This window comes from Mycobacterium sp. (assembly GCF_035570115.1).
Lineage (GTDB): Bacteria > Actinomycetota > Actinomycetes > Mycobacteriales > Mycobacteriaceae > Mycobacterium.
Genome location: NZ_DATMLH010000281.1, coordinates 23321 through 32854, shown reverse-complemented (window position 1 = coordinate 32854; position 9534 = coordinate 23321). Strand labels below are relative to the sequence as shown.

The 9534-nt window shown below is 65.3% G+C and carries 9 protein-coding genes; 4 read left to right on the top strand and 5 right to left on the bottom strand.

Going from position 1 to position 9534, the window contains the following annotated elements:
• Positions 1 to 86 precede the first annotated feature (86 nt).
• Positions 87 to 1067 (bottom strand): thiamine-phosphate kinase, encoded by a 981-nt coding sequence (locus tag VNW74_RS26895; RefSeq protein ID WP_325682522.1) that lies wholly within the window; start codon positions 1065 to 1067, stop codon positions 87 to 89.
• Between the two features lie 78 nt (positions 1068 to 1145).
• Here VNW74_RS26895 and VNW74_RS26890 point away from each other — a divergent pair, with 78 nt between their 5' ends.
• On the top strand, positions 1146 to 1673 hold the full coding sequence (locus VNW74_RS26890; protein ID WP_325682520.1) for a DUF3515 domain-containing protein: 528 nt from the start codon (positions 1146 to 1148) through the stop codon (positions 1671 to 1673).
• Between the two features lie 16 nt (positions 1674 to 1689).
• Here the strand turns inward: VNW74_RS26890 and VNW74_RS26885 are convergent, their stop codons facing one another.
• Complete coding sequence (locus VNW74_RS26885; RefSeq protein WP_325682531.1) at positions 1690 to 2811, bottom strand: D-alanine--D-alanine ligase family protein; 1122 nt, start codon at positions 2809 to 2811, stop codon at positions 1690 to 1692.
• 89 nt (positions 2812 to 2900) lie between these two features.
• Entirely contained in the window at positions 2901 to 3902 is a 1002-nt protein-coding gene (locus VNW74_RS26880) for an NAD(P)H-dependent glycerol-3-phosphate dehydrogenase (RefSeq protein ID WP_325682518.1), read from the bottom strand.
• A 201-nt stretch (positions 3903 to 4103) separates the two neighbouring features.
• Here VNW74_RS26880 and cofC point away from each other — a divergent pair, with 201 nt between their 5' ends.
• The 3 genes from cofC (at position 4104) to VNW74_RS26865 (ending at position 8034) form a co-directional block, all read left to right on the top strand.
• Positions 4104 to 4760, top strand: coding sequence for a 2-phospho-L-lactate guanylyltransferase (cofC, locus tag VNW74_RS26875; RefSeq protein WP_325682516.1), 657 nt, complete (start codon positions 4104 to 4106; stop codon positions 4758 to 4760).
• 72 nt (positions 4761 to 4832) lie between these two features.
• The gene (locus tag VNW74_RS26870) at positions 4833 to 7031 is read left to right on the top strand and encodes an RNA degradosome polyphosphate kinase (RefSeq protein ID WP_325682514.1); all 2199 of its coding nucleotides are present in this window, start codon (positions 4833 to 4835) and stop codon (positions 7029 to 7031) included.
• A gap of 100 nt (positions 7032 to 7131) precedes the next feature.
• Positions 7132 to 8034, top strand: a complete 903-nt coding sequence (locus VNW74_RS26865) for a bifunctional NUDIX hydrolase/histidine phosphatase family protein (protein ID WP_325682512.1) — start codon at positions 7132 to 7134, stop codon at positions 8032 to 8034.
• A gap of 71 nt (positions 8035 to 8105) precedes the next feature.
• On the opposite strand, the gene VNW74_RS26860 is transcribed toward VNW74_RS26865, so the two are convergent.
• Positions 8106 to 8711, bottom strand: a complete 606-nt coding sequence (locus VNW74_RS26860; RefSeq protein WP_325682510.1) for an HU family DNA-binding protein — start codon at positions 8709 to 8711, stop codon at positions 8106 to 8108.
• 211 nt (positions 8712 to 8922) lie between these two features.
• The gene (gene leuD, locus VNW74_RS26855) at positions 8923 to 9519 is read right to left on the bottom strand and encodes a 3-isopropylmalate dehydratase small subunit (protein WP_325682507.1); all 597 of its coding nucleotides are present in this window, start codon (positions 9517 to 9519) and stop codon (positions 8923 to 8925) included.
• Between the last annotated feature and the right edge of the window lie 15 nt (positions 9520 to 9534).

The window sequence follows — 9534 nt, the reverse complement described above, 5'->3', positions numbered from 1 at the left end:
CGATGGCGTAGACGGTCACCGGGTCACCCTACTGCCCGGTGCCCGCCTCTCCCCCGCAAGCGGGAGGTGCCCCCACCTCGGGCTGCTCAGCCGCCCGGATCGTCACCGGGCGTGAAGGACTGCCAGCCGGCGTATCCGCGCCACGCTGCGCCGTCGACCAGCACTCGCGCCGGCCCGTCGAGCACCTGCCCGATCACCCGCCATCCAACGGGAACCGGCCCGGCGAACGCTGCGACCAGGGCATGGTCCTCTCCCCCGGCAAGCACCCACGTCCACGCGTCGACCCCGACGGCGTCCGCGGCACTCAGCAGGGCCTGGTGATCGGCGCTCAGCGCTTCGGTGCTCAGGTCGACGCACACATCGGACGCCTCGGCCAGGTGTCGCAGGTCGCCGACCAGGCCATCGGAGATGTCGATCATCGCCTGAGCGCCTGCCTCGGCGGCCGCGCGACCCTGCCCGTAGGGCGGCTCCGGCACCAAATGGTGACGCCGCAACTCATCAAATCCATCAATATCGTTGTGCCACAATACATATCCGGCAGCAGAGTGTCCTAGCCGGCCGGCGATGGCGATTCGCGAACCGGGTCGCGCCCCGGACCGCAGCACCGGCGGCCGACCAGCCAGATCGCCCAGCACGGTCATGGACACCGTCCATCGCGGGCTGCTGACCAGATCCCCGCCGACAATGCCGGCGCCAATCCGCCCGGCCTCGTCCCACATCCCGTCCGCCAGCGCATTGACCTGTGCGGTCGGCGTTTCCGGCGGTGCGCCGAAGGCGACAACGAACGCGGTGGCCCGTCCGCCCATCGCTTCGATGTCAGCGGCGTTCTGTGCGACGGCTTTACGGCCGACATCGTGCGGTGTCGACCAGTCCAGCCGGAAGTGCCGGCCCTCGATCAGCATGTCCGTCGACACGGCGACGCGACCGTCGGCGGCCATCACCACAGCGGCGTCGTCGCCCGGTCCGACAGCGACCGCGTCCGGCTGGCGCCGATCCCGGGTCAGACCCTCGATCACACCGAATTCGCCGACGTCGCCCAGCGTGGCATCAGAATCGCCGCTGCGCACATCACCTCCGGTAGGTTCGTCTCCGCTGACTTCGCGAGTGTAAGTGCGAATCGACAGCGCTGAGCAGAAGGTGGAGCGATGGCCGACTCGGAGGGGCCGCCGCGGGCGGTGCTGATCGCCGCAGTGGTGCTAGCGGTCGGTGCCCTCAGTGTCATCCTGGCGATCGCGGCCACCCGCCATCCACCCCTGCAACCGGTGGCCATCCCGGCTGTGCCCGCTCCCCGCGCGCAGGATGGCGCATGTCGGACGGTATTGGAAGCGCTGCCGCAGCGACTCGGCGACTATCAGCGCGCCCCCATCGCGCAGCCCGCGCCCCCGGGTACCGCCGCCTGGCGCGCCGCAAGCGGAGGCGAGCCGGTGGTGTTGCGGTGTGGCGTCAATCGCCCGGCCGACTTCGTCGTCGGTTCGCCAATCCAGCTCGTCGACCGGGTGCAGTGGTTTGAGGTTCGCGAGGATGACCGATCAACCTGGTACACGGTCGACCGGCCCGTCTGCGCGGCGCTAACGCTGCCGTCGGGATCTGGGCCGACGCCGATCCAGCAGCTTTCCGACTTAATTGACCACAGCATGCCGGCGGTGCCGATCAGCCCGTCGCCGCCGAACTGATTGGCCGACCCGCCCGTTAGCGCAGACCCGTCCCGCGCGCCAGCGCCGTTTCAACCATGGCCGCCAACAAGGTTGGGTAATCCACGCCGCTGGCTGCCCACATCCGCGGATACATCGAAATCGTGGTGAACCCGGGCATCGTGTTGACCTCATTGATCATTGGCCCGTCATCGGTGAGGAAGAAGTCGACTCGGGCCAGCCCTTGGCAGTCGATCGCCTCGAACGCCCGGATCGCCAACTCCCGCACCGCATCACTCACGTCGTCATCGACCTTGGCGGGTACGTCCAGTTCGGCGGCGTCGTCGAGGTATTTGGTCGCGAAGTCGTAAAAGGAGTCTTCGCGTCCGCGCACGCCGACCACCCGGATCTCCCCGACGGTACTGGCTTGCAATGTTCCGTCAGCGAATTCGAGCACGCCACATTCCAACTCGCGGCCGACAACCGCAGCCTCGACGATCACCTTCGGGTCGTGCTGACGGGCATGGGCGATGGCCGCGGGTAGCTGATCCCAGCTGGTCACCCGGCTCACTCCGATCGACGAGCCGCCCCGCGCCGGTTTGACGAAGACCGGCAACCCAAGTCGCTCGCACGCGCCAACGTCGAGCGTCGGCTGCGACGGCCGCAGCACCTCATAGGCGCCGACCGGAAGGCCCTCGGCAACCAGCAGCTTCTTGGTGAACTCCTTGTCCATCCCCGCCGCGCTGGCCAATACCCCGGCGCCGACGTAGGGCACGCCGGCGAGTTCGAGCAGGCCCTGGAGGGTGCCGTCTTCCCCGTAGGGGCCATGCAGGACCGGAAAGACAACGTCGACGGATGCCAGCACCTCCGCGCCGCCCGGCGAGAGTGATACCAGCTGACCGGCTCGCCGCGGATCGGCCGTCAGGGCCAGCTCGGTGCCCGATTCCGAGCTCACCCCCGGCAACTGCCGATTGGTGATTGCCAGCGCGTCGGGGTTCCCGTCGGTGAGCACCCAGGAGCCGTCCGGGGTGATGCCAACAGCCACGACATCGAAGCGCTCGGGATCGAGATTGCGCAAAATGCTGCCCGCCGAGACACAGGAGATGGCGTGCTCGCTGCTCCGACCGCCGAACACGACGGCGACGCGGATGCGGCCGCGATCGGTCGTGTTGGCGGGCAAGCGGGCACTCACAACCTAGAGAGGCTACCGTCTGGGTGCTTCGGTGCTGGTTACCGCGAGGTTAGTTCCGCTGTTGCCCGCCGGCCGGCTCATTCCGGTTTGGTACTGCGTCCCAAGAGCAGAGCCACCGCCTGGTCCACCGACAACCCCTTGTTACAGACCCGGTGTACTGCGTCGGTCAGCGGCATCTCGACGTCGTAACTCGAGGCCAACGCCAACACGGACTCGCAGGACGTCACCCCCTCGACGACATGGCCGCCGCGCGCCTCCAGCGCCGCCTCCATCGTCTGGCCCCGCCCCAGACTTTCACCGAAGGTGCGGTTGCGCGAGCGGGGTGAGGTGCAGGTAGCCACCAGATCGCCGACTCCGGCCAGACCAGCCAACGTTGCGCCCTTAGCCCCGACCGCTATCCCTAACCGCATGATCTCGGCCAGGCCGCGAGTGACGATCGCCGCCGCGGTGTTTTCGCCGAGGCCCACCCCGGCCGCCATTCCGCAGGCCAGGGCTATCACGTTCTTGCACGCGCCGCCGACCTCGGTGCCGATCACGTCGGCATTGGTGTAGGGGCGGAAAAATCCGGTGTTCAGCATGCGCTGGACGGCGACGGCGCGACCGGAATCGCTGCAGGCGATCACGGTGGCAGCGGGCTGCCCGGCGGTGATCTCGCTGGCGAGATTCGGCCCGGAAATCACCGCGACTTGCGACGGATCGACACCCGTCACGTCGATGATGACTTGGCTCATCCGCATCAGCGTGCCCAACTCGATGCCCTTTGCCGCGCTGACCAGGGTCGCACCCTTGGCGAACAGACCTTTCCACCGTTCGACATTGGTCCGCATCGTCTGCGCCGGCACCGCCAGCAGCACCGTCGAAGCCCCGGTGAGTGCTTCAGCCGCGTCGCCGGTGGCCCGAACACCCGACGGCAACTCGACGCCACTCAAGTAGTCGGAGTTGCGCCGGGTGGCGTTGATTTCGGCGGCGACCTCGGCCCGCCGCGCCCACAGCATGACCTCGCCGCCAGCGTCGGCTAGCAATTTGGCGAGCGCCGTACCCCATGCGCCGGCCCCCATCACCGCTGTCGTGCTGGCCATGCTCTGCCTTCATCCTCGTCTCGTCGAATGCGCGCTTCACCGTAGCCCAGCGACGATGCAGATCGCCTAGCGATCTGAGGTGGGGGCACCCCCAGCCGCGAAGCGGCGAGGGGGCAAGCTGGGCAATCCAGTCGAGCCCAGCGGCGATGCAGATCGCCTGGCGATCTGAGGGAATGAACCGCGGACTGGCAGGATGGCTTCATGAGCGGCAGCCGAGCCGACGCCGACGGCGATGTCGGCTTGATCGTCGCCGTCAAGCGACTGGCCGCCGCCAAGACCAGGCTCGCGCCGGTGTTTTCCGCGCAGACGCGGGAGACCGTGGTGCTGGCCATGCTGATCGATACCCTCACCGCCGCGGCAAGGGTCGGGTCCGTGCGCCGCATCACCGTCATCACGCCCGACGACACCGCGGCCGCCGCGGCGAGCCAACACGGCGCCGAGGTGCTGTCCGATCCCACACCAGAAGGTCACCCCGACCCGCTGAACAACGCGATCGCGGCCGCCGAGCGGGTAGTGGCCGAATCAGTGTCCAATATCGTTGTGCTGCAAGGGGATCTACCGGCATTGCAGACGCAGGAACTCGCCGAGGCGATCGCCGCGGCACGACACCATGAACGGAGTTTCGTCGCCGACCGCCTCGGCACGGGTACCGCGGCGCTGTGCGCATTCGGAACTGCGCTCGACCCACAGTTCGGGCCGGATTCTTGCGCGCGGCATCGGCGTTCGGGCGCGATCGAGCTGACGGGGGCATGGCCTGGATTGCGCTGTGATATCGACACACCCGATGACTTGGCGGTCGCGCGTCGTCTCGGGATGGGTCCGACGACCGTTCGGGCTATCGCCGGCGTCCGTCGGTAACGACGGGTAAACGGCGCCTCAACGGCGGGTGGACGTCATCTAGTCGGTGGCAGCATCACCCGCCAATGGGGAATGATCACAAGGGTGACCGAAATCGAAGCCGCGGATCTTACGACGACCTCTGCCGAAGCGCGGCCCGATGGGCCCGCATGGCGACCGGACGGCCCACCGCCGGCCGCACCACCCGCCGCCACGGCGGCTCTCGTAGAGGACGAACTCCCCGAGCACCGCTACCTGAACCGCGAACTGAGCTGGCTGGACTTCAACGCTCGCGTACTGGCGCTGGCCGCCGACACCTCACTGCCGTTGCTGGAGCGGGCAAAGTTTCTGGCGATCTTCGCCTCCAACCTCGACGAGTTCTACATGGTTCGCGTCGCCGGCCTGAAGCGACGCGACGAGATGGGTCTCTCGGTGCGCTCCGCGGATGGCCTGACCCCGCGCGAGCAACTGCGTCGCATCGGCGAGCAGACCCAGCAGATCGCCAGCCGGCACGCAGAGGTGTTCCTCGACTCGGTGCGGCCCGGGTTGGCCGCGGAGGGTATCCATGTCGTCACGTGGACCGATCTGGACCAGGCTGAGCGCGACCGACTCGCGACGTACTTCAACGAGCAGGTATTCCCCGTCCTGACTCCGCTCGCCGTCGACCCCGCTCACCCGTTTCCGTTCGTCAGCGGCCTGAGCCTCAACCTGGCGGTCACCGTCAAGCAACCGGAGGACGGCGCTCAGCACTTCGCCCGAGTCAAGGTGCCCGACAACGTTGATCGTTTTGTTGAGCTCGACGCGAGGCCAGGCGACGACGACAAGGAGGTCCGTTTTTTGCCAACGGAGGAGCTGATCGCGGCCTTCCTGCCGACCTTGTTCCCGGGCATGGAAATCGTCGAGCACCACGCATTCCGCATTACTCGCAACGCCGATTTCGAAGTCGACGAGGATCGCGACGAGGATCTCCTGCAGGCGCTCGAGCGGGAACTGGCCCGTCGACGCTTTGGGTCGCCGGTCCGCCTCGAGGTGGCCGACGACATGACCGAGCGCATGTTGGAGTTGCTGTTGCGCGAGCTCGATGTGCATCCCGGCGACGTCATCCAAGTGCCGGGGCTACTTGATCTCTCCTCGTTGTGGCAGATTTACGGCGTCGACCGGCCGGCGCTGAAGGATCCCGCATTCGTTCCGGACACCCCGCCGGCATTCGCCGATCGGGAAACACCGAAGAGCATTTTCGCGACCCTGCGCGAGGGGGACGTGTTGGTGCATCATCCTTACGACTCGTTCTCCACTAGCACGCAACGATTTATCGAGCTGGCTGCCGCCGACCCCAACGTGTTGGCGATCAAACAGACGCTGTACCGCACCTCCGGTGATTCACCGATCGTTCGGTCGCTGATCGAAGCCGCCGCAGCCGGCAAGCAAGTAGTGGCACTGGTCGAAATCAAGGCGCGGTTCGACGAACAGGCCAACATCAAGTGGGCGCGCGCACTGGAGCAGGCGGGAGTCCATGTGGCCTACGGCCTCGTCGGCCTGAAAACGCATTGCAAGACTTGTCTGGTGGTGCGCCGGGAAGGCTCGACGATCCGGCGGTACTGCCATATCGGCACCGGCAACTACAACAGCAAGACGGCACGGCTCTATGAGGACATCGGCCTGCTGACCGCCGCCCCCGACATCGGTGCCGATTTGACCGATCTGTTCAACACGCTGACCGGTTATTCGCGCAAGGTGTCGTACCGCAACCTGTTGGTGGCACCGCACGGTATTCGCAAGGGCATCATCGAACGCGTCGACCGGGAGATCTCGGCTTACCGCGAAACCGGCAACGGGCGCATCCGGCTCAAGATGAACGCGCTTGTCGACGAGCAGGTCATCGATGCGCTCTACCGCGCATCGCAAGCCGGAGTGCGCGTTGAGGTCGTGGTGCGCGGAATTTGCGCACTGCGCCCCGGCGTCGAGGGCTTCTCCGAAAATATTTCCGTGCGCTCGATTCTGGGCCGGTTCCTGGAGCACTCGCGGATCATTCATTTCCACGCCATCGACGAATTCTGGATCGGCAGCGCGGACATGATGCACCGCAACCTGGATCGGCGGGTCGAGGTGCTGGCTCAGGTGAAAGACCCCCGACTGACCGCACAGCTGAACGACATCTTCGAGTCGGCGCTGGATCCAGCTACCCGCTGCTGGGAACTGGGGCCGGAAGGGCAGTGGACCGCGTTGCCAAAAGCGGGCCACACGGTTCGCGACCACCAAGTCGCGTTGATGGAGCGACACAGGAACACGTGAGGCCACCTGTACCATGGCGACGATGTCAATCAGGCGCGAAGGTACGAATTGACTTGCAAGGGTTACGGTGCCGACTCATATCTGGTCGGATGATCTGAGTGTGAGCGGGAAAATCGTTTGGGCCGCCGGTGCGGTGCTCTGGCGACCCTGCGCCAGCGAATCGGTCGAGGTGGCGGTCATCCATCGTCCTCGCTATGACGACTGGTCGTTACCCAAAGGCAAAATGGATCCTGGTGAAACCGAACCAATAACCGCGACTCGAGAAATCTTCGAGGAGACCGGCCACCGTGCACAACTTGGTCGCCGGCTGCAGAACATCAGCTATCCGATCGACCAAGGTGTCAAAAGGGTTCGCTACTGGGCGGCTCGCAGCCTGGGCGGAGAATTCACCCCCGGTCGAGAAGTCGACAATCTGATCTGGCTGCCGACCTCCGACGCGATCGAGAAGGTGTCCTACTCACACGATCGAAAGGTCTTGCGCCGGTTCGCCAAATTCCCGGCCGACACCCAGACCGTACTAGTGGTCCGGCACGGCAGCGCGGGCAGCAAGTCCCGATTCTCGGGTGACGACAAAATGCGACCGTTGGATAAGAAGGGCCGTGCGCAGGCCGAGGCACTCGTAGATCAGCTATCGGCCTTCGGTCCCACCGATGTCTATGCTGCCGATCGCGTGCGCTGCCACCAGACAGTGGAACCGCTGGCCGAGGAGCTGGGCGTGGTCATCGGCGACGAGCCCACACTCACCGAGGAGGCTTACGCCGCCAACGCTAAACGCGGTCGACGGCGGGTTCTTGAGATCGCCGGCTCGCCCGGCACACCGGTGATCTGCACGCAAGGCAAAGTGATTCCGGACCTGATCGCCTGGTGGTGTGAACGCGACGGCATACCTGCGGACAAGTCCCGCAACCGCAAGGGCAGCACATGGGTGCTGTCACTGGCGGACGGCCATCTGATCGCCGCCGACCACATCGGCAGTGCGCTGGCCGCCAACGTCGTGACTTAGCACGCAGATTCGCCGCGGGCGTCTCGCTAGAGCCGACCCGCGGCGAATCTGGGTGTTGAACTTGTTAGCGCCTACCGACGACCGCGACGGGCCGTGGCCTTCTTGGCCGGAGCCTTCTTGGCAGCGGTCTTCTTCGCCGGTGCCTTGCGCGCGGGAGCCTTCTTCACGGCTTTAGTGACCCGCTTCGCCGGAGCCTTCTTGACTGCCGCCTTCTTGGCCGGCGCCTTCTTCACGACGGCCTTCTTAGCCGGAGCCTTCTTAGCGGCGACCTTCTTGACCGGAGCCTTCTTGGCAACAGTCTTCTTCGCCGCCTTCTTCGCCGGCGACTTCTTCGCCGCCTTCTTGGCAGCGCCCGCAACGACGCCTCGCTTCACTGCTGGTCCTTCCGCTGGGAGGCGCTGTGCGCCAGAGACAACCGCTTTGAATTGTGCGCCCGGCCGGAACGCCGGCACGGACGTCGGCTTGACCTTCACCGTCTCGCCGGTGCGAGGATTACGCGCCACACGTGCCGCGCGACGGCGCTGTTCGAACACACCGAAGCCGGTAATGGTGACGCTGTCGCCCTTGTGCACGGCTCGCACAATAGTGTCGACGACATTCTCGACGGCGGCTGTCGCCGACCGACGGTCTGAGCCCAATTTCTCAGTGAGCACATCAATGAGCTCTGCCTTGTTCATGCATATCCTCCGCTTGCTAGCGGTCCACTTTGGACCGACTAGAGGACACGGTAAACCCTGAGGTGCCTGATTTCCAAGAGCCACGCGCAATTTCAGTCGGTTCTGGCGAACTTTTTAGGAATCCGGTTGCAGCGCATAGTCAGTGGCTTGGAACCGTTCGGGCCGTCAAATGCGGCACTGGGGCGCCCTAAATTCGGGCCCAATCAAGCCGTCAGGAAGTGGGCAATGTCTGCGGTTTCCAAGTCGGCCGCTCCGCCTCGAAAAGCTCGATCTCGTCACGTTTCCGCAGCGTAAGGGCTATGTCGTCGAGGCCCTCCAACAAACGCCAGGCGGTGTAGTCGTCAATCTTGAACGGCACCACCACCGTTCCTGCGGCCACATTCCGATCTTGAAGATTGACAGTGATTTCCAACCCGGGGCTGCCCTCGATGAGCTTCCAGAGCAGTTCCACATCGTCTTGGGCAACTTCGGCAGCCAACAAACCCGCCTTCCCCGCATTGCCCCGAAAAATGTCGCCGAAGCGGGACGAGATCACTACCCGGAATCCGTAGTCCATAAGCGCCCAGACCGCATGCTCCCGAGAGGATCCGGTGCCGAAATCGGGTCCGGCGACGAGCACTGAACCCCTGTCAAACGGACTGAGATTGAGCACAAAAGACGGATCGGTCCGCCAGGCCGCGAACAAACCATCCTCGAAACCCGTTCGGGTCACCCGCTTCAAATAGACCGCCGGAATGATCTGATCCGTGTCGACATTGGACCGCCGCAGCGGCACCCCGATACCCGTGTGAGTGTGAAAAGCATCCATTACGGTTCTCCCTCA